We start from the raw sequence: 22,772 nt of genomic DNA, 5'->3' as shown, positions 1-22,772 counted from the left end.
GATCCCTCCGCGTCCTAGAGAGGATATGCAACGATTAAGCTGCTTCTGACTCCATTGTACCATAGAGATCACCCCAAAATGCAAGCGTTTTCTTCAAGAATATTCAAACAATTTTACTATGCCCGTCAAAAAGAAAGGGATGGATGTCCTAACGGTGACATATATGTAAAAGACAAGCTAAGCGTATGCTTTCGAAGCAAAACTTTTTAGGAGGACTCTTTATGCTGCGCGTCCTTGCGCATCCCGCTTCCGTCACCGGCCTTGGGGCATTGCTTATTGTGCTGCTTATGGCTTGCTTCCCGCATCAAACGCTGGAGTCGTCGCTGCGCGGACTTTCGATCTGGTGGCAGGTGCTTTTCCCAGCGCTTTTCCCCTTTTTCGTAATATCCGAGCTAATGCTTGGTTTTGGCATCGTTCACTTTTTCGGTAAACTGCTTGATCCCTTTATGCGCCCGATGTTTCGGCTTCCCGGCATTGGCAGCTTTGTTGTTGCGATGGGTTATGTGTCCGGGTATCCGGTCGGAGCCAAACTGACTGCTCAATTATGGGAGCAGCGGCTCGTTAATCGGGCCGAGGGCGAACGATTAGTTGCATTTACAACGACGTCGGACCCGATTTTTTTAATCGGCGCCGTCTCAGTAGGCTTTTTCCACAACGCAGCCATTGCCCCTCTCCTTGCAGCGGCTCATTATGGGGGCGCTTTTGTAATTGGTCTGCTTATGCGTTTCCATGATCGGCATGCGCCCCTAAGCGAACCCGTTCGACCGTTAAGCAATCCAACCCGAAATCGGTTATCCGTCGCGTTAAAAGCCATGCACGATGCAAGGCTTTTGGACGGCCGTGAGCTGGGTCGGCTGCTGCAAGACGCAATTCAATCAGCGCTCCGGCTAATGCTCGTTATTGGCGGCCTTGTCGTTTTTTTCTCTGTCGTGATCGAAATGCTGAACCGGATCGGCATTGTTGAAGGTTTGTCCGATGTGCTCCGCCTCTTGTTTCAATGGTTTGGATTGCCGGCGGGGCTTACAGATGCCATCATTTTCGGATTGTTTGAAGTAACGCTGGGGGCCAAAGCTGCCGGAAATGCAGACGCTCATCTTATGCATCAAGCCGCTATCGCCGCGTGGGTGCTTTCTTGGGGAGGTTTGTCTGTGCATGCGCAAGTGGTCAGCCTGATCAGCCGCACCGACATGCGCTATGCCCCGCTGCTGTTCGCCCGCTTCGCGCATGGGCTTATCGCAATCGCACTTGTCTATTTGCTGTGGGGCTGGTTGGCGCCGTAACAACATTTGCTCTTCCTCATTGTATTTGTCTCCACATTCCGATATCATCGTACATATACGTTTGTTTCGGAAGGGGTATTTTTTGTTGAAATACGCGGTTATCGACCGAGGAGATACATTATCACAATCATTAGCTGAGCAGTTTCATCAGCTGGCGGCCGAAAGAGGCTTTGAACGTGAGGATGCGGAGCCGGACATTGTTATTTCTATCGGCGGCGACGGCACGATGCTGCAGGCCTTTCACAATTATGTTCACCGCGTGTCGAAAGTCGCTTTTGTCGGTATTCATACCGGCCATTTAGGATTTTACGCCGATTGGAAGGTTAACGAGCTGGAAGAGCTCGTTTCAATGATGGCGGCTTCAGAGCCGATTATTGTCCGTTATCCGTTAGCCGAAATCGAGGTTGAAACGCCAACCGAGAAACTGCAATACTATGCCCTAAATGAATTTACGCTAAAAGGTGCGGACGCGACGCTGGTCGTTCAAATGAACGTTAACGACGAACCGTTCGAAATGTTCCGCGGCGACGGCATCGTAATTTCGACGCCGTCGGGAAGCACCGCCTACAACAAAAGCGTCGGCGGCTCCATCGTTCATCCAAGCATCGAATCGCTCCAGATCGCTGAGATCGCATCGATCAACAATCGCGTTTATCGAACGCTTGGATCGTCGTTTCTGCTGCCTCGCCATCACCACTGTGACATTATTTCCAAGAAAGAGCAGCGGCTTGTGCTCGCTATCGATCATGTCAGCATTCAGCGCAGCGACATTAAATCGATCCGGTGCAGCGTCAGCCCACACAAAGTTAATTTTGCCAGGTACCGGCCGTTTCCGTTCTGGAACCGCGTCCGAGACGCATTTATCGACATGTAAGCCGATTGAAGTGCAAAATCAAAGGCGGCCAGGAGCAACCTACTCCTGACCGCCTTTGATTTTAAGTCCGTTCACGCTCTTTCGGCGTATTGTTCGATTGTGTTTGTTGTTGCTGCTGTTGCCGGGGCTTCTCTGAAGCAGCTGCAACATCTTTGCCGGAGAACGGCTTTACCGGCCGTTTGTTCCGGTCGCCGCCGCCAGGACGGAAGCTGCGACGATTGTGCTCGCTGCGCGGGCCGCGAGCTTGCTGCGGCTGATTGCCGCCGGAAGCCGATGCCGGCTGCCCTTCGCGATCACGATCACGATCACGTTCGCGTTCACGGTCACGGTCACGAGCACCTTTGGAAACATGCGGTTTGGACGGGGCAGCGGCAGCTGTAGCGGTAGCCGCCTCTGCTACGCCAGCGGCGATTGCCGAAATGAGCGATTCCTCGCCCTCCGGCAGCTTATCGTCCAAATCCTGCAGCAATTCCTCATCTTCGCGTTCTTCCTCTTCAGGAGAACGTTTGACGCTGCCTGTCTTCTCCAGAACGAAATAAGCGCATCCGAAATTGCAATATTCGTTAATGTAATCCGTCAAGCTTGAGAAGGCGCTCTCCTTCGTCGCTTTCATATGGTTATCGCGGAAAAAGCCCTTCAACCGCAATTGGCTATAACCCCAATCGCCAATAATATAATCGTACCGTTCCAGCACTTCGCTGTAACGATCGCGAAACGCTTCCATATTCCAGCCGCCCCTGTTCTCATGCAGCAGCTCATAAATTTTACCGTCGATTTGAATCAACGACTCTCCCCCATCTCTCGGAGCATCTTTTAGTTATACGCCAGAAAGCTCGCGCGCCTGCGCCGCTTCCGCGGAATCCGTCTGTTCATGCGCATGATAGGAGCTTCTAACGAGAGGACCGGATTCAACGTGGCGGAAGCCGCGCTTCAATCCCTCTTCTTTAAGCTTCGCAAATTCATCCGGATGCACATAACGTTCAATCCGCATATGATTCGGCGTCGGCTGCAAGTACTGACCCAGCGTCAAAATATTGCAATCCACCGCGCGCAAATCATCCATCGCCTGCAATACTTCCTCAAAAGTCTCGCCAACGCCGAGCATAATGCTGGATTTGGTCGGAATTTTCGGATTCATTTCTTTTGCGCGTTTGAGCAACTCCAGAGACCGCTTATATTTGGCGCGAGCGCGGACCCGATCGGACAATCGCTCAACAGTCTCAATATTATGATTCAAAATATCCGGCTTTGCATCCATAACGACCTGCAAAGCGTCTCGATTGCCAAGGAAATCCGGAATCAACACCTCTACGCGGCAAAAAGGCATCCGTTCGCGAATCGCTTTGATCGAGCCGGCGAAGATCGAAGCGCCGCCGTCGCCCAGATCGTCACGAGCAACCGAAGTTATTACGCAGTGGCGCAGCCCCATTTGCTCCGCCGCCTCTGCAACGCGCTCGGGCTCTTGCAGATCAAGCTCTGTCGGCAAGCCGGTTTTAACGGCGCAGAACCGGCAAGCGCGCGTACATATATCGCCCAAAATCATAAATGTAGCCGTGCGGTTCGACCAGCACTCGTAAATATTCGGACAACGCGCTTCCTCGCATACGGTATGCAGCGTCTTCGTGCGCATCATATCTTTTATTTCGGAAAAGTTGCCGTCTGTCGATAGCTTTATTCGAAGCCAATCCGGCTTTGGAAGTTTTTCTTGCTGTTTTTTGCTCATATGCATATCCTTCTTTCTCCCTGCCGCACGCAACAGGATCTATGTCATCGATTCATAAGGGCAATAACACTATAAGCTCTGCATCAAACAGGCTCCAAAAGCTCTTCGTTTATTATAACATGTTTCGGATAAAAACCAATGATTTGCAAAACATAACGATTATGCGATAGAGCCAGCGAAAGGGTGGAACGATTGAAACAGACCATTTCTATTGCCGCAGCGGTCATCGCCGCTTCCATTACCTTGACAACGAGTCATCAGACTTATGCGCAGCAGCAGACAGAGCTGCCTAAAAGCACAAGCAAGCCGGCGGCGGCTGCAAATTCGGAAATGGATGCGGACAAAATTTTGGGACTGCGGCAGCAATTGTACGACAGGCTAAGCATCGTAACAGACATTCCATGGTACCGGATTGCCGCAATCGACCAATACGAGCGGACGCTAAGCAAGGCTCGCCCGAAAGCACGGCCGCAGCTCGGCGAATTAAGCGGCATTTTTATTGAGGAAGAACTGTGGGCAGGGCCGCTAAACCCGGATTCAAGCGATACGGCACCCGCTTCGATCCAATGGTTTAACGGTGTTGGAAGAGATGGGAACGGGGATGGCGTGGCGGAGCGGACGAACGATTTCGATTTGCTCTATTCGGTAGTCGGAAGAATGCTGCAAAACGGCGGATCAACGGAAGACGACTTTTCAATCGGTTTATGGGAATATTACCATAACAGCCGGTCGGTCCAGCGCATCCAGCAATTTGCCCGCATTTATGAAAATTTCGGAAGTCTGGACTTGTTCGAGCATGCTTTTCCCGTTCCAGTGGGCAGCAACTATTCGTACAGAAGCACATGGGGAAACGCTCGAGGCTGGGGCGGGCGCCGGAGCCATGAAGGCACCGATATTTTTGCGAATCATGGCGTTCCGGTCAGAAGCACCTCCTACGGCGTTATTGAAGTGAAGGGCTGGAATCCTTATGGTGGCTGGCGAATCGGCATCCGGGACTTGAACAATTATTACCACTATTACGCTCATCTGTCGGGCTTCGACAAAACGATGGAGGTAGGCACGCTGGTCAAGCCGGGGCAAGTGATTGGCTGGGTCGGCAGCTCCGGCTACGGCAAGCCGGGCACGCAAGGCAAATTTCCGCCGCATTTGCATTATGGCGTTTATCGTGATCGCGGGCTTATCGAGTGGTCCTTCGATCCATACCCGCTGTTGAAAAAATGGGAAAACGACGAACGCCGGCGGCTGCGCGCCAAACGGTAACAAGCTAAAAATAGGCTGTCCCAGTTGTCGGGATAGCCTATTTTTGTCCTGCCAAACAAGGCTGACAACAGCCTTGTTCAGGCAACTCCCCCGCGCGCCGGCTCGCCCAGCGCCGCATGCTGCTCCCGCGCGCTATTCTCCGCCCGTCGCATTGTCGCCCCCATTGCCGCCGTTGGAAGCGCCGGCGTTCGAGGCAGAGTCGTTGCCGGCAGCGTTCTGATCCGGCAACGGCGACACTTCCGAATCGAGATGCTCTTCGATCATTTTGCCGTCGGAAGGCTTCGTCACTCCTCCGCCCTCTGTCAGAGGAACGGATATATTCGGCGCGTCGGCAGCGGATTCTCCGACAGGATTGCCCTTGTTGTCGTAATAGTACATCGGAACGTCGCCCACAACGAGCAAATACGAAATCGGAATTTCCGTTTCGACGAGCTGCGGCTCCGTTTCGAACGGCACGATAATAGCCACCTCGGTAACTATGCGTATATACACTTCAATCAAGATCATATTGATACCCGCATTTTTTTGCCGCGTGTTCAGATCGACTTTAACAGCGCCAACCGGCTCAAACTTAACCGGCACCCGGGGGCCGTAGGAGGAAATAATCGCGCTGCCGAGCGCATTCCCGATCGGGATATGCTCGGGAATTTCCTTCAGCTCCGACAAGGTTTCCTGTACGGTATTAATCGTCTGCGATCGAATTTTTGTATGCTCCGCATAGTTCAGCATGAAGCCGGATACTTTGCCTGCGCTGTTCATTTTCCAATCAATCAGCTTCTCGAAATCGGAGTTGGTTACAACCTCCTCCGTCGTCGCCTTATTAATCGCTTGCGTCGCCACCTGCTTAATGCGCAGCTCCGCCACCTTCATAAGGGGCGGCCGCAAATGCTTCTCGATATAAATAAACGATTGAATGGATGCAAGCATCAGAACGAGCAGCGTTACGAGCACCCATGTGCGAAGCTTTCGGCGACGGCGCGGCGGCGGCTGCTTTACGCCCCAGCCTCCCGTCCCTCCCGCCTTCGCTGCCGAACTACGGGACGGACGCGGCTTGGACGGACGCAGCCCTCCCAAAAGCGGCCTCGCGCCGCCTCCGTTTGAAGCAGCGGATCGCACCTTCGGGCGGGGCTGCCATTTTCCGCCCCAAGACTTGCTGCTGCTGCCCCAGCCTTTGCCGGCGCCCCATCGTTTTGCTGCACCGTTTGTTTTGTTGCCGCCGATAACCGTCTTGCTTCCCCAGCTTACCGTCTTCACCCGCTTGAACGAATGATTCGTCCACAATGAAGATCTGCCCCCCCCGAGCCATCTATGCAGCCAGCTTCTTCTTCCCCATCTCGCCAATGCTTCCGCCTCCTTGCCAAGCGGCTTTGCGGTTGTCCCGCTTCTTCTCACTCATGCTTATGCGCCGTTTGGACAAAAAAGAAGGAGGCAGCAACGTCAATCGTTGCTGCCTCCTATCTCTGTCTGGCCATCACACCACATGTCACCTGCCAGCCGTAACGCGTGTCAGGTCCAATAATTATCGTGCACAGCCGCTGCCTCAGCCTCAAGCTCCGGGAAGGGTCCGATTACCTCGATCGGCTTCTGTCCTTTTGCAAAAATATCGCGGCACGGCAAATTAAAGGTCGGGTTTTGCTCGTGGCTGCCCGTGAGTTTCAACAGCGCTTCCTCCGTTGCCGCATAGACGACACGTCCGACATTGCCCCAATAAATAGCTCCCGAACACATTGCGCACGGCTCAAACGTCGTATAGAGCGTGCAGTTCCACAAATAATCGTGCTCGAACCGCTGCGACGCTCTTTCCATCAACGCCGTTTCAGCATGTCCCGTACAACGATGCTCCGTAATTTCGACGTTCTCTTGCTCCAGCAGTATTTCCCCGTCCGGTCCGACCAGAATCGCTCCAAAAGGCGTATTGCCGTTAGCGCGGGAGCTCTTCGACACTTCAATACTGCGCTTTAAATAGTGCTCGTGGCTGTTCATCCGTTCATCCCCCTTTTAGAAAGCAAGCGTCCAGCTGTTCCTACCATCATAAATTCGAGCGGAAAACGCCGTCAACAAAGCCGGCGGCAAGTTTGTTCGAACCGACAAATCGGCTCATGATCATTGTTAGCTGCGCACAGCAAAGTAGCCGCATTCCCACAAATCGGTTACTATTAGAGAATAACCGGCTTGCCATACGAGCCCGACGAACGGAGTTGACCGCGATTGTTTACGTATACAGAAAAGCTGTACATGCTCAAGCTTTTGAAACGGCAAAAGCTTCGCTCCTGGTTTGGCTTGAAAAAGGTTCCGCCGGAGCATCATAAGCTTGTCGAGAAGCTCGAGCAAATGGTGCGGAATGAGCAAGTGAATCGGGAGCATCTATAAGTCATTGGAGGATTTTCAGCCATGTTAAGTTTTGAACAAAAGCTGGCCGTTATCGAATCGTTTACGGAGCTGCAGCGAAACGACGTTTCTCTCGGCCGCGTCAATTTCCAGTTCGAGGACAGCTTGTACGATCGTAAAAATGTCGTCTACCATCTCCATCCGAACGGGAATGGATTTGTGTATGCAGGGCTGCTGAGCGGCTACCCAAAGGATGAAAAAGGGCTCGTCAATATCCGGGATTTCAGCGAAAGCGAGTTGCGCCGCCTCATTGGCGACTCGATCGGCTCTCTCTCCGCAAGAGAAGAGCAGCCTGAGCCTCCTTCTCGTAAAAAACGCAAGAAGGTGACGGAAGAGGAATGGTATGGCCCTTCTGACCAGAAGCTGCTGCTTAAATTCGAGGACGACATGTGGTATGTGTATGCAGGAATTAATCTGGAGATGGCTTTCGAGACGTATGAGGAAGCGGTTGACTATATGGACGAGGAAGGCTTTGCCCGCACATAGCTCCAATCGGATTTGATTGTTAAAAAAAGCTGGCGCCTGCCGCAGCTGCAATTATGCAGCGCGACGGGCTCCAGCCTTTTTTTGCTATGCCTTTTCCGGCCCGCGTTTCGGCAGCAGCCGAACGTACTTATCGGACAGGCTCATTAACTTCATCACATATTCATAGTCGCTGCGATATTGTTCAAAGTCGGCAACCGGCTCCATCGTTTCGAGCGAAACGGCGCTGCCGTCCTCGAATCCTTTTCCCGGCACAAACAATATATCGTTGTTGAAGAAAGAACCTGTCGGCAAGTAGTAACGCATGCCAAATACGTTGCGATCAATATTGAGCAGGTTTTGCCCGAAAACGATGGCATCCTCATTATCCGGAACGATGCCAAGAAGTCCCGCGACTGTCGGCATCATATCGAGCTGCCCGCCGGGCTGCTTCACCACTTGCCCTTGCTTAAGCGAAGAATCATGAACAATGAACGGTATATTAAAGCGGCTCAAACGAGCATCATATTTAATGCCCAGCTGCGAGCTGATTGTTGCTGCATTCGCTTTGTCCGGCTGCAGACCGAAATGGTCGCCGTACACGACGAGCACCGTGTCATCCCACATTCCTTTCGCTTTCAGCTGCCCGATAAATACGCCAAGGGCATAATCGGTATAGTGTACGGCCGACAAATAATCGCCAAGATGCGTATCCTTTAATCCATCTGGCAATTGAAGCGAGTCGCCTCTGCCTTCCGGCACTTTAAACGGAAAATGGCTGGACACCGTTACAAATTGAGCATAAAACGGCTGATTGCGCTTATGAAGCTCCGACAGCTTCTCGATGCCTGTTTTGTACAGCTGCTCGTCCGAAGGACCGAATTCATTGAAATGGTCATTCTCGTAATACGGTTTGTCGTAGTATTTGTCAAACCCTATTGCCGGATACATTTTATCGCGATCCCAGAACGATACGTCATTTACGTGAAATGTAGCTGCCGTATAGCCCTGCGCTTGCAGCAAGCGCGGCAAGCTCGGCAACACCCGATCGCTGTATCCGGTCGACATGGCGATGTCGCCGGTCGGATAAATCGACGTATTCGACATAAACTCGGCGTCAGACGTATTGCCTTGCCCGATTTGCTGATAGACATGCGGAAAATAATAGCTTTCCCCTGCCAATTCATTCAGCGTCGGCGTAACCTCTTGACCAGCGACAGAAAGATGGATCGGGAAGTTTTGAAAAGCTTCCAGCTGAATGACGATTACGTTCTTGCCTTTAGCTGTGCCGAAGGAATCCGATTGCGATTCGTTTGCGGGCGATCCGTCCGAACGGTATGGATACGAAGCTTTCAGCGCTGCGATTTCCGCCTTGAGCTCTTCCAGATTGCCTGTCGTCGCCGCCAAATTGTCGCTTGCCGATTGCCACGCCGCGGCTGCTTGATAGTTCAGAAAGCCGAGGCTTTCGGCTTGCTCAAGCTCATTCGGGATCGCTTTTGCCCTATAGACCGAACTTCCGGACAAAGCAATGCACAAAAGCGCGCAGCCGATCAAAATGCCGGCTTTGCCGATTCTTTTGCGTCCTTTGATACGAACGCCTGTTAATCTTGCAACTATGAACCAAACTGCGATAACAGCAAGATCGGCAAAATAAACGAAATACATCCCTTTAATCAAAGCGTTGACGCTGTCGCCGATCTGACCAACCTGGTCAAGCGCCTTTAAAGCCGTGTACGTCGGAACCGAGCCGTAATAAGCGTAATAGACGGTAGCGGCAAACAGCAGCAATGAAAATAACAGATTGACGGCCCAATAGACTAGCCCTCTTATTCTAGCGGGAACAATAGCTTCGCAAACCAATAGAACGAACAGAATAGCCGCAAGGTCGGAAAGAATGCCGTCAGCAGTCAATCCATCGAATAAAAAAAGGCGAAACAGCAATGACTTTGCGGCAAACAGCAACACCATCGCCACGAACGGCGAGCGCCGGTAGCCCTCGTCAATAAATCGCAAATTCATTTCTCGTTCACTCCAATCTATCAACAAAAAGAAGCCGTCAAAGACGACGGCTCCCTCTATGAACTCTATCTTATATTGTATATAGTAACGCATTGCATTCTATTAATAAAGCTCGTTTGCCCTTCTTTGCCATGTTAATAGATTCCGCTCAATACCGCTTCATATACGGGCACCCATTCAGCCTTTCGGGAGAGGCCGCTCTCCGTCCAGCAAGTATCCGCAGCAGCCGGATTTGCCGACCCGCTCTACTTCGCCAAACAATTCATGCGGCGCTTCGGCATCACGCCAACCGATTATCGGCATGGAAAGCGATCGAGCCGCTAGAGCGCCGCAATCTGGGTTAACAGCAACCTGGCACGACAAATTTTATAACATCTTTCTATTGACTCGGTTTCATCATACTTATATATTTAGTTATAATTAAATATATTTAGTTATATTTAGAATGAATACTAGAGACGATTGGAGGAGATTTACTTGAAAAAATGGTTTCTGATTTCTAATCTGCTATTAGCGCTCGCAATTCTGGCTGCTCCTATACAGCCTGCAGCTGCCGCAAAAGCAAAAACAGAGCTGCTCGTTTCCGCAGCGGCGAGCTTGCAGGACAGCCTGGATGAGATTGAGATCGCTTACGAGAAGGCAAATCCCGACATCAACCTGACGTTTAACTACGCCTCATCCGGCACGCTCCAAAAACAAATCGAGCAAGGCGCTCCGGCCGACCTTTTTTTCTCCGCAGGAAAAAAACAGATGGATGCGCTTGTGAAGCAAGGCCTTATTTCCGAAAGCAAAACCTTATTGAAAAATGAACTTGTTATGGTTATTCCTTCGAATTCCAAGAAAACATTTATGACCATCAAACAGCTGACCGATAAAGGAATCAAAAAAATCGCCATCGGCCAGCCTGAGTCGGTACCGGCGGGACAATACGCCAAAGAAGCCTTGACTGCGCGCAAAGTATGGGATAGTCTGGAACCGAAACTTGTCCTGGCAAAGGATGTCCGGCAAGTGCTGACCTACGTCGAAACGGGCAATGTCGATGCAGGCTTCGTGTACAAAACCGATGCCCTTACTTCTACTAAAGTTAAAATCGCACTAAAAATATCGCCAAGCGTGCATACGCCGATTGTATATCCTGCCGGCATCGTCAAAGAAACGAAGCATAGCACCGAGGCGAAAGCGTTCTACGCCTATTTGCAGACGAAAGCCGCAACATCTGTATTTGAGAAATACGGATTTAAACTTCCATAAGCTAAATAAGACTGGATGAATCGCATGGACTGGACTTCCTTTTTTGAACCTATTACTCTATCGATCCAAATCTCAATTGTTGCCAGCGTCTTTGTATTCGCATCGGCCGTGCTCGCCGCATGGCTGATGGCCAAGTCGCGATTTTTCGGAAAAAATATCGTCGAAACGTTTCTGCTGCTGCCGCTCGTGCTGCCGCCGACCGTAATCGGCTTTATTCTGCTCGTCGGCCTTGGGCGAAGAAGCTGGATCGGCAAGCTGTACGAATCGCTGCTCGGCGAACCGGTTGTGTTCTCCGTGACAGCAGCTGTGATTGCGGCAACAGTGGTCGCCTTTCCATTGGCTTATCGCACAATGAGAGCCGGATTCGAAAGCGTGGACAAGGATTTGGAAGATTCCGCAAGAGCCTTCGGAGCATCGGAATGGCAAGTGCTTCGTTATATTTCCATCCCCTTGGCTGGGCGCTCGCTGACCGCCGGCTATATTTTGGGCTTTTGCCGAGGCCTTGGGGAGTTCGGAGCGACATTAATGATCGCAGGCAGTATTCCAGGAAAAACACAGACGATCCCAACCGCCATCTATGTCGCTACCGACGGAGGAAGCATGGCACTCGCTTGGGCGTGGACGGCGGCGATGCTGCTGCTCTCTTTCCTAATGCTCATGCTTGCCAACCGTTTTTCGAAATAAAATGCTGATAGGGGCCGTCTCAAAAGAGATTCGCTCTCTAAAGAAATGGCTCGCATATGTAAACTAAAAAAGTGAATTTCATAAAAATAGCGTTGCGGACCTGCAACGCTATTTTTAGATTTCCTTTGCAGCTTTCTTCAGCAAATGATGGGCAAGTGAAAGCCACCCGACCTCTAGGCCGACTTTCGGCAAGCCTAGAAGCAGGAACCGGCGGAATCCTCGGTTATTCTTGATGTGGCCAAACACACGCTCTGGTTCTTGCATGCGTCGAACCGATATGCATATCCATCCTCGCTCTTTAATTGCTCCGCTCGCCTTGTGCCTTCGTACATCGTTCCTTCAGTGGACAGCCTTCACAGGAAAGGCTGCGATAATGGCGAGTGGTAATTTCATAACCACTTTCCGTGGTACTTCTGCTTTCATAACGGAATTGCTCCATGAACGATAGCAACAAGGATACCATGCCGCTTAAGACTGCGGTCTGAGATTGGCTTCTAGGCTGTGCTCTCCAAAGTAACAAGCTCTCCCGAAGTCGTCCTGCTTTCTCATCCACCCAACGTCTCCAATGGGATTTGCCTGCACATGCCTGAATCGTTTCAACAAAATCCTCGACATCGCCCTCTAAACAACGCTTCAGCACTTTTAGCGACGTTACAGAAAACGTGGCATAAAAGATCTCCTCAAAAGCCGGAAAGACCTGTTCGAGTAATGCTCTCGCGTTTAACTTCGCTTGGACGAACATTCCCGTCACAAACTCATGATGCCTGGTCACATGTTGCAGTTCCGTAAACGCTTCGTCCCATTTGCGATGTGGTATAACATCCCCACGGTAATACATATCCCCTAGATGCCAGGCATCCACAGCATCTGTTTTTACCTTCCGCAGATGAGTTCCTTTCGCACGCTTGGACTGTAAAGGGTTAACGATGAAATGCGTCCATCCACTACGTTCGAGATAAGCTACGAGCGCTCGATGATAATGCCCTGTCGCCTCTAGAATAACTACTGGGGGGATTGCCGTCTTCGCCTGCAATTCTTCTAGTAGTTCCCCTAACCGCTCGAATCCACTATCCTCATGCGAGATGCTCTCTGCCTTCCCGTACGGTTCATTCCTTCTTGTAAAAGCTTGTACTACGCTAGATCCTTTCGCCAGATCCTTTCGCTATATCCACACCTACGACTGGCTGCATAACAACCTCCCAAATAAAATTGCCGGTAATCCCACGATGGTTCCAAACCCATAGCTTCGCTTATGATGCGAGGTCGTTGCCTCTACCAGCTCAAACATGGTCAATGGTAGCAATGGGAGAACAGTTTAAATGACGGGGTATAATCCCAAATGCGCAGACGTTCTCACGGCTACCGCCATCGTATAACGGCCATAAAGAAAGGCCAACCAGAACATTCTGGTTGACCTAATAATACGAAATGTGCAGTTTGCTGGTTAACCTAAATAAAACAGGGGGTATCCCATCGTCATTTTAATGACTTATGGGACACCCCCTTGCTTATTGTGCGGGCTCGGAGAGCGAATAAGGCCGAAAACGGCCTTGTTTGGGCTGGGGCGGCATTTATGAGGTTTAATCCTGCTGCCTATTTTCTTTCCCCCGCTTCCGCCGCAGCAGCGGCAGGAATAATATGATCCAACGATTGCAGAAATGGCGGGAGGCGCACGATGGCTAACAAAAGGCATAAATGGATGCAATATAAATTTATTCGCCAGTTTGAAGATGTTCGCAGTTATTTGCCGGAAACGAAATGGTTCAATAAAGATAACTTTCTAGAACTGTTCGACAAATACAGTGATGTGATCGTAAAACCGAATGAGGGGCGGCGCGGACGCGGCGTTTACCGCATCTCAGCAACCGGCAGCGGAAAATACGAAATCCATAAAGAAAAAACGAAACGGATCGTTGCGGACAAAGAGGCAGCCTACGAATATTTACATGGAAAAGCCGGCTCCCGCAAATATATCGTTCAACAGCGAATTTCCCTCGCTACGGTGAACGGTTGCCCGATGGATGTACGGACGATTGTCCAGCGCAAGACAGGCTCCGATGTTTGGAAAGTAACAGCGATTGCAATTAAAGTAGCCGGCGAAGGCTACATCGTCACGAATATTCAACGAAGCGCCGGGTTGGTGCTCCCAATTCTTAAAGCGCTTCGAAAGTCCTCGCTGAAGCATTTGTCAGGCAAAGCGTTAAGGTCATCCGTAAAGAAAGTCGCATTAATGACTGCGGAAAAGATGGTTCAGCTTTATCCCGATCATCGGATCTACGCCTTTGATATGGGAATTGACGATAATGGCGACGTATGGATTATTGAGGTTAACCGCTTTCCAATGATGACGCACTTCCAAGCGTTAAAGGATAAAACGATGTACAACCGGATTATGCGGTACAAAAACAGTTAGCCCCGCTTCGGCGATAACCGAAGCAAGGCTGGCAGGCTCATCCCTTTTTGTAATCGATAATTTTCCGGTAAATAGACTTATCCGACAGTTTCTTGAAATGCGAAAGCATGGGGGTGAGATTGGCTTCAATGACCCATACATGCCCATTCTGATCCAGCCCCATATCAAAGCCAAATATAAGCTGCTCGGCGTAATCGGGATTGCTGCTTAACCGGTTGGCAGACATTAAAGCAACATAAGAAATTTCGTTTATTAGACTTGAGGATAAATCTTTTAATACCGATTTTCTGATCGCTTTTTGAATAGGCAGCACCTTGCCAGAGCTTCTTTTAATATTCGTAACGATATAGCCTTTGCCCGCCACCTTCGCGACAATGCCGGTAACTTCCCATTGGTCGGTCAACTGTCTGCGCTGCACAACAACTCTCATATCGAAGGGGCGAGTACCGACGGTTGCAAGCGGAATACGATACTGAACGATATAGTTGTCATAGCTAAATCTGCTCGCGCTAATCTTCGCTTTAATATACTCGATGGCTTGTTTCTTGCTATTCACGGTCACTTTCTTATTCTCATGGTGCAGTTCAAATAGACTGGATGCTAACGCCTTAATCCGAATGACCCCGTAACCCCTTCTTCCATTGCTCGGCTTGACCACGACATCGCCGTATTGGGCAACCAGCTTCCACAAATTAATCTCGCTTAGCTTTTTCGTTTTCGGGACATGGGTTTTTAATTCGTCATGGCCTCTCATCACTTTGTATTTATTCCATTTGCCCTTCTTTGTTAAGTTGCTGTTCTTAGCTGAATCGCTGCTTTTTTGGCCGCTTTCGCTAGTCGTCATTCGTCACTCCCCTTCCGTGCAGGCGATTAAAGTAATGCCCCAGCAGCGTCAACAGCTCCTCGATATCTTTGCAGGAAATGTCGCCAATATTAGCGATTCGGAACGTGCTCAGCTCTTTAATTTTGCCGGGATATATCGTAAAGCCATTGCTGAATAAGAAATCATGAAGCTCATAAAAGTCGTAGCCCGGCAGGTCCGGCTCGATAATGGACGTCACCATTTTGGAATGACCCTCTTCCGATCCGATAAAAGATAGCCCTAGCCGATTGAGACCGGCAATTAATATGTCCCAGCATTTAACGTATCTGGCGTATCGCTCTGTCATCCCCTCCCGCTTCAGCTCGTCAATCGCTTGCTTAAGTGCATACATCGTTTGTACAGGAGGAGTGAATCGCATCTGGCGATGCAGAAGGAAATAACTGTACTGGGCATGCAGATTCAAATAATAATTGCTTGCCCTGCGAGGCGGAGGCGAATCCAGCCTGCTTTTATCAGCAACTGCGAAAGAGATTCCGGCGGTGCTTTGGAGACACTTGTTGGAGCTTGCCGCTAAATAGCGGATATTCATTTCTTTCATACGGATCGGTACAGCAGCAAATGAGCTCATCGCATCGACGATCATGTCGATTTCATTGCCGCATAGTCGGCCAATAGCTTCAATATCATTCAACAATCCGGTGGTGGTCTCGTGATGCACGACAGCCAGTTTTGTAATCGGCCGTTCGCTGCTTCGAATACACTGTTCCAAGGAGGTCATATCGAGGGGGAGTTGCGGGGCGCTTCTAAACTCGACGGTTTGCAGGCCGTAAGCCGCGGCGATCTCGCACATTCGTTTGCCGTACGCACCGTTATTGACGATGAGAAGCGTATCGTCCGGTCCTGTGACCGAACTGATAATCGCCTCTACCGCTGCTGTGCCGGAACCGCAAAACAGGACGGTCGCATATTCCAACGGGTCCGCTACAAGCTTCGTCAATTCGAGAGAAACTTCATCCATCAGGTTTCCGAAATGTTCCTCTCTCGGACAAATATCCGGCACAACCTGTGCCCATTTGACCGTATCCGTCGTAGTCGCCGGACCAGGGGTTAATAGCACATTGCGTTGCAACGGGATCATTCCCCCTTCATCATTCTAGACCCGGATAAGCTGCCCTGCAAAAAGCTTTCCAGCCGTTCCTTTACCTGAAAAGGCTTCATCTGCGGTCGGCCGGGCTCATCGCCGGAGCCCTTCGCTATTTTCATACACAAAAAGGTCAGCCCTTTCGTCTGCTTCCACTGCGCGATCGCTTGCGAAAGCTCGGACAAACTGTGAATGTAGATGGCATTCTCATATCCGCAAGAAGCGGCAATCTCGACAAAATCGACGTTATGAGAGACCGTGCTTTGCCCCCCGGTCGAATCGTGAGCGTTGTTATCGAGTACAACATGAAGCAGATTCCGCGGATTATAACAGCTATTCGTCGCCAAGCTGCCCATCCGCATCAAGAGCGAGCCGTCGCCGTCCACTGCAACGATCTTGTAGTCGGGTTGACATAACGCAATACCTAAAGCAAGCGAGCTGACGCAGCCCATCGAACCGACCATATACAAGTTATTGACGGCGTCTTCGATCTCATAAAGCTGGCGTCCTGTTTTGCCCGTCGTGGCTAGCTGTACGACGCTGCTGTCTTTAAGCGAGTTGATTACCTTAAGCGCTTGCTGGCGGGAAGGAAGCTCATCGGCCGCTTGTTTGCTTTTTTTTACCCTATTTTTACTCGCAGATAAGCTTTGTTTTTGCAGCTTTTCCTTTTCAAAGGTTCCTTTACGGACGACGAAAAAAAACGGCTTGTCATGAGCGATATAATCGGCTGCAAGCAGCAGCTGGCGTCTTGCCTCTTCGCTATCGGGCGATAAATACGCCCACTCCACTTCCATCAGCGAAAGCAGTTCCACTGTCATTCTCCCCATCAGCTCGTGCTGCGGCTCGTCGGGAATGCCGGGCTCACCGCGCAGGCTGACAAATCCAAGCACCGGAATTTGAAACGGATAGTTTAACGACACAAGCGGCGAGACGGCGTTCGTCAATCCGGAGTTCTGCATCAGAACAACCGCTTTGCGGCCGGCTAGGGAAGCGCCCGAAGCGATGGCGACAGCGTCTCCTTCATTAGCCGCCGCTACATATTCGCATTCATTAATCGCATAATTAATCAAATCTTTCAAAAAGGAGCATGGAACTCCCGCATAAAACTGGAAGCCAAGATTTTTCAGCTCCGCGCCGATCATATTCGTATTTAACATGGGCCAATCCCCTACTCCGTTTTTGCATGAGGAAAATATTTTTGCTCCGCTTGCTGCAGCTCATCCGCATTTTGAAGCCTGAACACTTCATCTACGCTGGCGATTCCACGTTCAACATGAAGCAGCGTCTCATCCTCATAGATTCGCTTCGTTATTTTTTGCATGGCGTCAATTGAGGCTCTCATATTGTGATTCGCCCATATGACAGTGCTTATGCCCAGCTCCCTCAGCTTCTTGGTTGGCGTCGAATAATATTTGGTTGGAACGATGACGACCGGTAGTCTGTTGCCCCACTCTGTCATAAAAGATTCAATCTCCGCCACATTCGGCTTGCTGCTGTGGATAAGAACGGCATCCGCTCCGGCAAGCCGGTACGCATCCGCCCGATTAAGAGCCTCCTGCAATCCCCATCCGGCAATAAACGCTTCCACTCTGGCCACAATGACGAACTCCTCATCGGTCTGCGTATCTCGCATCGCTTTGATTTTCCCGCAAAACTCATCGATATCAGCCAGCGGCTGACTTTCTCCTTTAATAAAGGAGTTTGTTTTCGGATAAAGCTTATCCTCGATGCAAACGCCCGCTATATGCCTTTGCTCCAGCTTCTTGACCAGACGCCGTGCATTATTGAAGTTGCCATACCCTGTATCGCCGTCAAGCAGGATCGGGATCGAGGTCGCATCCGACATAAACTCCAGGACATCAAGCACTTGCGTCCAGGACGCCTCATTGCTGTCCCGGACTCCGAGGCTGGCGGATATCGATAAACCGCTTGCCCAAATTGCCTTAAATCCGGCTTCTTCAACAATTTTGGCCGACAGGCCATTGTGCGCTTCCATTAAAAATTCCATCTCAAGGGAATTCATCATCTGTTTCAGTTTTGTTGATTTTGACATAGCCGTCCCCTTTAACGTAATTTTCGTCCGGAAGCCATTGCTTTCTTTTGTTTTGGTTTAACAATGCCGCTGCTGCTAATAATGGCGGCGCCTCTGCCCCTTGGAGCCGAACCTTTGCTGCGATTCACCGCTCCGCCGCTGTGGTTGCCCGAGCCTTTGCCAGCATTGTTCGCCCCGCCGCTCCGATGCGCCGAGCCTTTGCTGCGATTCGCCGCACCGCCGCTGCGGTTGCCCGAGCCTTTGCCAGCATTGTTCGCCCCGCCGCTCTGATGCGCCGAGCCTTTGCTGCGATCCGCTGTACCGCTGCTTCGGTTCGCCGTTCCTTTGCCGGTATTGCTCGTGCCGCTGCTTCGGTTGGATGAGCCGCTGCTTTTGTATCCCGTAATATACTTGGCATATTCGAGCGGATTGACATACGCTCTTCGCGCATAATCGCCATAAGCCTTGCCAAGCGACACTTTTGCCGACTGTGCATTGCATTCGATCAACCATATCTCGCCGCTGCGGTCAACGGCAAAATCGATGCCGATCTCTCCGAACTTCCCGTATCTTTGCTCGACCCCATTGTAGACCTTCAATAAGAACGAATGGATTTTCGCTTTTAAACTGTTAATCTTCTGCTGGTTGTAAGAGGGAAATAACTCTTTTAAATACGTGTCGTATTTATAAGCATTGGCATGCGTCGTTATCGGGGAATTGCTTTGACCGACGCGAATGCATATGCCGACGATTTCGATTTCGCCGGATTTATTGCGCTGAACCTCTGCCCGGAAATCGCATAGACGGTCATTGTCAACCCTCGCCAAATCGATTGCCTTCTGAACGATGACTTTATTCTTGCCAAAAAAACGGCTGATAGCGAGTTCCAAGCCTGCCATGCTGTTGACTCTTTTCCGAACCAGCTTGCCAAGGATCGAATAGCTGTACAGATAACCGGTGGAAGACAGTTTTTCAACGCGCATCACTTGCATGCCTTTCCGTCCCCGGCGCGCTTTAATATAGACGGTCCCAAGCTTCTGGATCATCATTCGGATTTCGCTCATATTCTCGACGCTCTCGGTCGCAGGCAAGTACTGATTTACATTATCGTCCTCACTTAGCATCTGAAACAGTTTGCCTTTATTGAAAGCAACGATCGGATTAATTCTTTTTAAGCCCATGCTGTCCAATCGGGAAATAAGCTTTCGAACGCGTTTGGCGGAGCCGCCTCGCACATATAGGACATCCGGCAAAGGAAAAGATTTGAACGCCCACTTGCAAGTGCTGTAGTCATAATAAGCGCCAAGAACTTTTCGATTCGTAAAGTCGATGTCGCCCCTAGAGAAAAAAATAAGATTTGTTTTGGAAATTTTATTCGCTTCTACGAGCTCCTTGATTCGGTAAATTGAATCCTGAGACAGGAAGGTTTTTCGAATCAGGTTACGGGTCAGCAAAACCCCAACCGTTAGAGGCTTATTGTTAGCGGATGTTTTCGTTTGATCCAACCGTAGTTCACCTCGAACGTATTATTTTTTTCTCTTTTGCGGCATATCAGACATTTGATTTACAGAAACGACTTTATCGGTTTTCTTGCTTGGCTTGCTCCAATGCTGTTCATTGCCAGGAAGCTCGTCAAACCAAGTCGCTTCCTTCGGGCAATCCAGTATCATAATTCGACCGTAATTGCCTTCTCGGGACTGATGGTATTTCAAATAGGCTGTACCGTTGTCGATCGCTAATATTTCAATTTTTCCGGACGTATGGCTCATGCACAAACGCACCCTTTTGCCGAGACCGGAAGTTCTGGCTTTCGCTCCCTCGACGATTCGATAGACTTCCTCCAGTGGAAGAACAAAGCCGCTGTTTCCTGCTACCGGCCTGTTAATGAAGAAATAGTAAGGCGTCACGCCAGCCCAAGACAGCTTATCCAGCAGCTCCCCAAGCACCGCAGGATCATCATTTATGCCTCTAAGCACCGGCGTCTGATTAACGACAATCGCGCCTGCGTCATGCAGAGCTTTAAAACATTTTTTCGTTTCCTCTGTAATTTCCCGAGGGTGATTGACATGAGCCATAATATAAATGCGCTTCTCTTCGGTGGAATATTGGCGAATAATATTGAGAAACTCTTCATCCTCATAAATCCGCATTGGGCTAAATACGGGCATCTTAGAACCGATTCGAATGATTTTGACATGGTCGATTGCCCTTAATGCGGTAATAATACCGCGCAGCTTCTGATTCGCTAATATGATCGGATCGCCGCCGGTCAAGAGCACATTGTTTATTTCAGGCGTTTGCGCAATATAATCGATTCCATCTTGAACGTCGGGCATCGCTTCGTGAACGTCAGCCCGGAACAGCCTTTTGCGAAAGCAAAACCGGCAATACGCTCCGCAAACCTCGGAAACGATCAGCAATGCTGTCGAGCTGTACTTATGCTGGCAACCTTTGACGACATAGTTCGTATCCTCGTCGGAAGCGTCCCATCGTCCATATTCCTGAAGCTCGCTAGCGTTAGGAATGACCAGCTTGCGGATCGGATCTTGCGGATCGGACCAGTCAATCAGCTTCAAATAGTAATCGTTGAGCCGAAAAACGAATTTCTCGGTCACTTGCTTTAAGGCCGCCTTCTCCTCTTCCGTTATCCCCGGAATGTCCTCCAGGTTCATCGTGTACTTCGGTTGCATGCACACTCTCCTTTGCGTAATCGAAACGGAATTTCTCTCTATTAATCGTATATTAGATGCGGATGATAGAATGGATGTGATAGATCAAAGCGGATAATAGTAGAGTCCGGGTTGCAGGAAAAATAAAAAGCTGACGGAGGCTTCTGCCTCCGTCAGCTTAAAAGATATTTTAGCTAATCATGCTACTATGCCTTTGCCCGCATCATGAGCTTTGCGAGCCGAGCTGCGGTTATACGCATACATGCAAATGGCCAGCCAAAGCCCGCTTGCCAAGTATCCCGCGATAATATCGCTAGGGTAATGGACGCCCAAATAAACTCGGCTTGCGCCTACCGATGCAATAAGCAACACGCATAAAGCCAGCAGCAGCCCCCTGCCAATACGCGAAGGAATGGCTCTCCATAGAAGAAAGGTCATAACAGCAAAAAGCGCAAACGCGCTCATCGCCGTGCCGCTCGGAAAGCTATAGCCGGTTTCTTCAATAATCCGGTGAATGTCAGGACGTTCTCTTTGAAAACCTGCCTTCAGCGCCATGTTCATTGCTTGCGATCCGGCCAGCACTGTGAAAAACAACACAGCCTGCCGAAAACGCTTCGTGACAAGAAAAACGAGCAGCACTGCCGCTATAATGACCGCAACAGGAATGCCCGACGCCAGTGAACCGAGAGCCTTCATGGCCGCAGTCCATTGGGAGGACTCCATTCCTTGCAAACTATTGATAAGCCGGCGGTCGAAACCGCTTATCCGGTTAGCGCTCATCAGCGCCGCAACAGCGCCGAATGCTGCAGCGCATATAACGCTCAGCCCTAATTCCACGCTCATTTTTGATTGAGATTTCAAGTCCTTTGCTCCTTAACGAAATAGGTTATGTAAAATTCCATTTTTATTCTATCACGTTAGATGAAAGCGAATATACTAAATTCAGATCATTATTTTATAATTGACCGACGAAGACCATGCGTTCACGCTCAAAGAGCTTAACGAACAATTGCAATTGAAATATGGCTTTACCGCTCAAAAAAATAAAATCCGTTCTGCGATTGAAGAGCTCAATTCGAGCGGCTTCCTTGTTGAAGAGACTCTCGGAAAACGGTACAGCGTCAGCTATCGCCATCTGTATCGAAAATTCGAAATACACGAGCTTCGTATGTTAATAAATGCCGTCTCATCCGCTTCACAGCACAATCCGTCGATTGTATTGCAACGTTTGCGGAATCGTCTATTCTACAGACCGTTATTTCGGCCGCGACTGGTATTGCGATTGCGGCGGCTTTATACTATCCGCCAAAGAGCAAGGCGCTAGGCTCGTCATCATCAATCACGATCCAACTCCTTTAGACATATACATCGATCTTGTCATCCATAATCGAAAAATCGGCGATGTGCTGGAGGAAACCGCCGAAGAATTAATGCTCAAATAAAGAGGCCGTCCCAAAAGTGGTTCGCTCGCTGAAAAAACGGCTCGCATCAGTAATTGAAGAAGCGGTATTCATGAAAATAGTGTTGCAGAGAGCTATCCCTGCAACACTATTTTTCGATTTTGATGCTTTGTGGCTTTCTTCAGCAAATGATGGGCAAGCGAAAGCCACCCGACCTCGAGGCTAACTTTCGGTAAGCCTCGAAGCAGGAATCTACGGAATCCCCGGTTATTTTTGATTTGGCCAAACACACTTTCCGGTTCGTGCATGCGTCGAACCGACAAGGCATGTCCATCTTCGCTCTTTAATTGCTC

At 50.0% G+C, this 22,772-nt stretch carries 25 protein-coding genes and 2 pseudogenes; 10 read left to right on the top strand and 17 right to left on the bottom strand.

The features are described 5' to 3' along the window. The first annotated feature begins 221 nt into the window (after positions 1-221). Positions 222-1,280, top strand: a complete 1,059-nt coding sequence (gene ylbJ / locus GOM71_RS19200) for a sporulation integral membrane protein YlbJ (RefSeq protein WP_156283969.1) — start codon at positions 222-224, stop codon at positions 1,278-1,280. Between the two features lie 85 nt (positions 1,281-1,365). Continuing rightward, positions 1,366-2,154: an NAD kinase gene (locus GOM71_RS19195; RefSeq protein WP_156283968.1), complete on the top strand. Its 789-nt coding sequence runs from the start codon at positions 1,366-1,368 to the stop codon at positions 2,152-2,154. Between the two features lie 61 nt (positions 2,155-2,215). On the opposite strand, the gene GOM71_RS19190 is transcribed toward GOM71_RS19195, so the two are convergent. Together GOM71_RS19190 and lipA are read right to left on the bottom strand one after the other, a co-directional pair. Further along, positions 2,216-2,938 (bottom strand): YutD family protein, encoded by a 723-nt coding sequence (locus GOM71_RS19190; protein ID WP_156283967.1) that lies wholly within the window; start codon positions 2,936-2,938, stop codon positions 2,216-2,218. Between the two features lie 33 nt (positions 2,939-2,971). Next, positions 2,972-3,877 carry a lipoyl synthase gene (lipA, locus tag GOM71_RS19185; protein ID WP_156283966.1) on the bottom strand — a complete coding sequence of 302 codons (906 nt, stop codon included), beginning with the start codon at positions 3,875-3,877 and terminating at the stop codon, positions 2,972-2,974. A gap of 192 nt (positions 3,878-4,069) precedes the next feature. On the opposite strand from lipA, the gene GOM71_RS19180 reads away from it, so the two are divergent. Then, a complete protein-coding gene (locus GOM71_RS19180; RefSeq protein WP_253944928.1) occupies positions 4,070-5,137 on the top strand; it encodes a M23 family metallopeptidase in 1,068 nt (355 codons plus the stop codon). Positions 5,138-5,269: 132 nt separating this feature from the next. Here the strand turns inward: GOM71_RS19180 and yunB are convergent, their stop codons facing one another. From yunB to GOM71_RS19170, 3 genes are all read right to left on the bottom strand, one after another. Then, complete coding sequence (gene yunB / locus GOM71_RS19175; RefSeq protein ID WP_253944927.1) at positions 5,270-6,418, bottom strand: sporulation protein YunB; 1,149 nt, start codon at positions 6,416-6,418, stop codon at positions 5,270-5,272. Positions 6,419-6,443: 25 nt separating this feature from the next. Then, complete coding sequence (locus tag GOM71_RS24750) at positions 6,444-6,578, bottom strand: hypothetical protein (protein WP_301539648.1); 135 nt, start codon at positions 6,576-6,578, stop codon at positions 6,444-6,446. A 65-nt stretch (positions 6,579-6,643) separates the two neighbouring features. Then, the gene (locus GOM71_RS19170; protein WP_156283964.1) at positions 6,644-7,120 is read right to left on the bottom strand and encodes a nucleoside deaminase; all 477 of its coding nucleotides are present in this window, start codon (positions 7,118-7,120) and stop codon (positions 6,644-6,646) included. A gap of 225 nt (positions 7,121-7,345) precedes the next feature. Between GOM71_RS19170 and GOM71_RS19165 the strand changes: the two genes are divergently transcribed. Next, positions 7,346-7,507, top strand: coding sequence for a hypothetical protein (locus tag GOM71_RS19165; RefSeq protein WP_156283962.1), 162 nt, complete (start codon positions 7,346-7,348; stop codon positions 7,505-7,507). A gap of 21 nt (positions 7,508-7,528) precedes the next feature. Next, positions 7,529-8,011: a hypothetical protein gene (locus tag GOM71_RS19160; protein WP_156283960.1), complete on the top strand. Its 483-nt coding sequence runs from the start codon at positions 7,529-7,531 to the stop codon at positions 8,009-8,011. Between the two features lie 84 nt (positions 8,012-8,095). Here GOM71_RS19160 and GOM71_RS19155 read toward each other — a convergent pair whose 3' ends face one another. After that, positions 8,096-10,006 carry an LTA synthase family protein gene (locus GOM71_RS19155; RefSeq protein WP_173275819.1) on the bottom strand — a complete coding sequence of 637 codons (1,911 nt, stop codon included), beginning with the start codon at positions 10,004-10,006 and terminating at the stop codon, positions 8,096-8,098. Between the two features lie 141 nt (positions 10,007-10,147). On the opposite strand from GOM71_RS19155, the gene GOM71_RS25040 reads away from it, so the two are divergent. From GOM71_RS25040 to modB, 3 genes are all read left to right on the top strand, one after another. Continuing rightward, positions 10,148-10,330: a helix-turn-helix domain-containing protein gene (locus GOM71_RS25040; RefSeq protein WP_367649709.1), complete on the top strand. Its 183-nt coding sequence runs from the start codon at positions 10,148-10,150 to the stop codon at positions 10,328-10,330. A gap of 147 nt (positions 10,331-10,477) precedes the next feature. Next, a complete protein-coding gene (gene modA, locus GOM71_RS19145; protein ID WP_483311055.1) occupies positions 10,478-11,257 on the top strand; it encodes a molybdate ABC transporter substrate-binding protein in 780 nt (259 codons plus the stop codon). A gap of 15 nt (positions 11,258-11,272) precedes the next feature. Then, positions 11,273-11,941 (top strand): molybdate ABC transporter permease subunit, encoded by a 669-nt coding sequence (gene modB, locus GOM71_RS19140; protein ID WP_156283956.1) that lies wholly within the window; start codon positions 11,273-11,275, stop codon positions 11,939-11,941. Positions 11,942-12,055: 114 nt separating this feature from the next. Here the strand turns inward: modB and GOM71_RS25175 are convergent. Then, positions 12,056-12,371 (bottom strand): annotated as a pseudogene (locus GOM71_RS25175) (transposase); the annotation flags it as partial. A 318-nt stretch (positions 12,372-12,689) separates the two neighbouring features. Next, positions 12,690-13,094, bottom strand: a pseudogene (locus tag GOM71_RS25170) (IS110 family transposase); the annotation flags it as partial. Positions 13,095-13,616: 522 nt separating this feature from the next. On the opposite strand from GOM71_RS25170, the gene GOM71_RS19125 reads away from it, so the two are divergent. After that, the gene (locus GOM71_RS19125) at positions 13,617-14,354 is read left to right on the top strand and encodes a YheC/YheD family protein (protein WP_156283955.1); all 738 of its coding nucleotides are present in this window, start codon (positions 13,617-13,619) and stop codon (positions 14,352-14,354) included. Positions 14,355-14,391: 37 nt separating this feature from the next. On the opposite strand, the gene GOM71_RS19120 is transcribed toward GOM71_RS19125, so the two are convergent. The 8 genes from GOM71_RS19120 to GOM71_RS24155 form a co-directional block, all read right to left on the bottom strand. After that, positions 14,392-15,198 (bottom strand): YheC/YheD family protein, encoded by an 807-nt coding sequence (locus GOM71_RS19120; RefSeq protein ID WP_156283953.1) that lies wholly within the window; start codon positions 15,196-15,198, stop codon positions 14,392-14,394. Further along, positions 15,188-16,315, bottom strand: coding sequence for a 2-aminoethylphosphonate aminotransferase (locus tag GOM71_RS19115; protein ID WP_156283951.1), 1,128 nt, complete (start codon positions 16,313-16,315; stop codon positions 15,188-15,190). Before GOM71_RS19115 ends, GOM71_RS19120 begins: the two co-directional genes overlap by 11 nt. Then, positions 16,312-17,475, bottom strand: a complete 1,164-nt coding sequence (gene aepY / locus GOM71_RS19110) for a phosphonopyruvate decarboxylase (RefSeq protein WP_156283949.1) — start codon at positions 17,473-17,475, stop codon at positions 16,312-16,314. Before aepY ends, GOM71_RS19115 begins: the two co-directional genes overlap by 4 nt. Positions 17,476-17,486: 11 nt before the next feature. Then, the gene (gene aepX, locus GOM71_RS19105) at positions 17,487-18,371 is read right to left on the bottom strand and encodes a phosphoenolpyruvate mutase (protein ID WP_156283947.1); all 885 of its coding nucleotides are present in this window, start codon (positions 18,369-18,371) and stop codon (positions 17,487-17,489) included. A gap of 11 nt (positions 18,372-18,382) precedes the next feature. Then, positions 18,383-19,855 carry a YheC/YheD family endospore coat-associated protein gene (locus GOM71_RS19100; protein WP_156283945.1) on the bottom strand — a complete coding sequence of 491 codons (1,473 nt, stop codon included), beginning with the start codon at positions 19,853-19,855 and terminating at the stop codon, positions 18,383-18,385. A 21-nt stretch (positions 19,856-19,876) separates the two neighbouring features. Then, complete coding sequence (locus GOM71_RS19095) at positions 19,877-21,040, bottom strand: KamA family radical SAM protein (RefSeq protein WP_156283943.1); 1,164 nt, start codon at positions 21,038-21,040, stop codon at positions 19,877-19,879. A gap of 177 nt (positions 21,041-21,217) precedes the next feature. Continuing rightward, positions 21,218-21,862 carry a phosphatase PAP2 family protein gene (locus GOM71_RS19090; RefSeq protein WP_216651783.1) on the bottom strand — a complete coding sequence of 215 codons (645 nt, stop codon included), beginning with the start codon at positions 21,860-21,862 and terminating at the stop codon, positions 21,218-21,220. A 112-nt stretch (positions 21,863-21,974) separates the two neighbouring features. Next, entirely contained in the window at positions 21,975-22,154 is a 180-nt protein-coding gene (locus GOM71_RS24155) for a hypothetical protein (protein WP_216651782.1), read from the bottom strand. Positions 22,155-22,197: 43 nt separating this feature from the next. On the opposite strand from GOM71_RS24155, the gene GOM71_RS19085 reads away from it, so the two are divergent. Next, positions 22,198-22,461: an SIR2 family protein gene (locus tag GOM71_RS19085; RefSeq protein ID WP_216651781.1), complete on the top strand. Its 264-nt coding sequence runs from the start codon at positions 22,198-22,200 to the stop codon at positions 22,459-22,461. Positions 22,462-22,553: 92 nt separating this feature from the next. Here GOM71_RS19085 and GOM71_RS19080 read toward each other — a convergent pair. Continuing rightward, positions 22,554-22,772: transposase (locus GOM71_RS19080; protein WP_173275817.1), on the bottom strand; the 219-nt coding region annotated here is incomplete at its 5' end.

It is taken from the genome of Paenibacillus sp. NEAU-GSW1 (assembly GCF_009737085.1).
Taxonomy (GTDB): Bacteria; Bacillota; Bacilli; order Paenibacillales; family Paenibacillaceae; genus Pristimantibacillus.
Note: the sequence above shows the minus strand (reverse complement) of the source record. Positions and strands in the feature narration are given on the sequence as shown.

Excerpts from the sequence above, each read along its gene's own strand:
- modB (WP_156283956.1), top strand. The coding sequence starts at position 11,273 with ATGAATCGCATGGACTGGACTTCCTTTTTTGAACCTATTACTCTATCG.
- GOM71_RS19155 (WP_173275819.1), bottom strand. The coding sequence starts at position 10,006 with ATGAATTTGCGATTTATTGACGAGGGCTACCGGCGCTCGCCGTTCGTG.
- GOM71_RS19085 (WP_216651781.1), top strand. The coding sequence starts at position 22,198 with ATGCCGTCTCATCCGCTTCACAGCACAATCCGTCGATTGTATTGCAAC.
- GOM71_RS24155 (WP_216651782.1), bottom strand. The coding sequence starts at position 22,154 with ATGGCGATAGCTGACGCTGTACCGTTTTCCGAGAGTCTCTTCAACAAG.
- GOM71_RS19115 (WP_156283951.1), bottom strand. The coding sequence starts at position 16,315 with ATGATCCCGTTGCAACGCAATGTGCTATTAACCCCTGGTCCGGCGACT.
- aepY (WP_156283949.1), bottom strand. The coding sequence starts at position 17,475 with ATGTTAAATACGAATATGATCGGCGCGGAGCTGAAAAATCTTGGCTTC.
- GOM71_RS19095 (WP_156283943.1), bottom strand. The coding sequence starts at position 21,040 with ATGCAACCGAAGTACACGATGAACCTGGAGGACATTCCGGGGATAACG.
- GOM71_RS19160 (WP_156283960.1), top strand. The coding sequence starts at position 7,529 with ATGTTAAGTTTTGAACAAAAGCTGGCCGTTATCGAATCGTTTACGGAG.
- GOM71_RS19125 (WP_156283955.1), top strand. The coding sequence starts at position 13,617 with ATGGCTAACAAAAGGCATAAATGGATGCAATATAAATTTATTCGCCAG.
- aepX (WP_156283947.1), bottom strand. The coding sequence starts at position 18,371 with ATGTCAAAATCAACAAAACTGAAACAGATGATGAATTCCCTTGAGATG.
- GOM71_RS19170 (WP_156283964.1), bottom strand. The coding sequence starts at position 7,120 with ATGAACAGCCACGAGCACTATTTAAAGCGCAGTATTGAAGTGTCGAAG.
- lipA (WP_156283966.1), bottom strand. The coding sequence starts at position 3,877 with ATGAGCAAAAAACAGCAAGAAAAACTTCCAAAGCCGGATTGGCTTCGA.
- GOM71_RS19120 (WP_156283953.1), bottom strand. The coding sequence starts at position 15,198 with ATGACGACTAGCGAAAGCGGCCAAAAAAGCAGCGATTCAGCTAAGAAC.
- GOM71_RS19090 (WP_216651783.1), bottom strand. The coding sequence starts at position 21,862 with ATGAGCGTGGAATTAGGGCTGAGCGTTATATGCGCTGCAGCATTCGGC.
- ylbJ (WP_156283969.1), top strand. The coding sequence starts at position 222 with ATGCTGCGCGTCCTTGCGCATCCCGCTTCCGTCACCGGCCTTGGGGCA.